At 64.8% G+C, this 327-nt stretch carries 1 protein-coding gene; it reads right to left on the reverse strand.

What is annotated here, in order from left to right; translation table 11 throughout:
* Window positions 1–140: 140 nt before the first annotated feature.
* Window positions 141–327 (reverse strand): hypothetical protein (locus tag AB3X89_RS40420; RefSeq protein WP_368588085.1); only part of this gene is annotated, 187 nt, incomplete at its 5' end.

Raw genomic sequence — 327 nt, forward strand, 5'->3', positions numbered from 1 at the left:
TACGCGCCGTCGGCGATCACGCAGTCGACGTTCGCCTCGACTGCCAGCATCGCATTCAGGCCCGCCTCGTCGGAGACGTTGTCCTCGGTAATCGCGATCTGGTGGACATTCATCTGCGGGTCGATCGCCTGTCGGATAGATCACTGGGCTCTTTCTACCGGACCCACGGTCGTCGCGCAAGGACCCTGCTGAACAAAGCCCCTGCCGGCCAGGCGCTGCGCCATCAGCTCGCGCCGCAATGCCTGCGCTGCCGCCTCGAGTTCCCCCGTCTGCTCCGTTGCCACCCCGGGCTGTCGCCTGATGTTGCGCACGAACTGAAGCACTGTA

It is taken from the genome of Paraburkholderia sp. BR14320, assembly GCF_040948665.1.
Taxonomy (GTDB): Bacteria; Pseudomonadota; Gammaproteobacteria; order Burkholderiales; family Burkholderiaceae; genus Paraburkholderia; species Paraburkholderia youngii.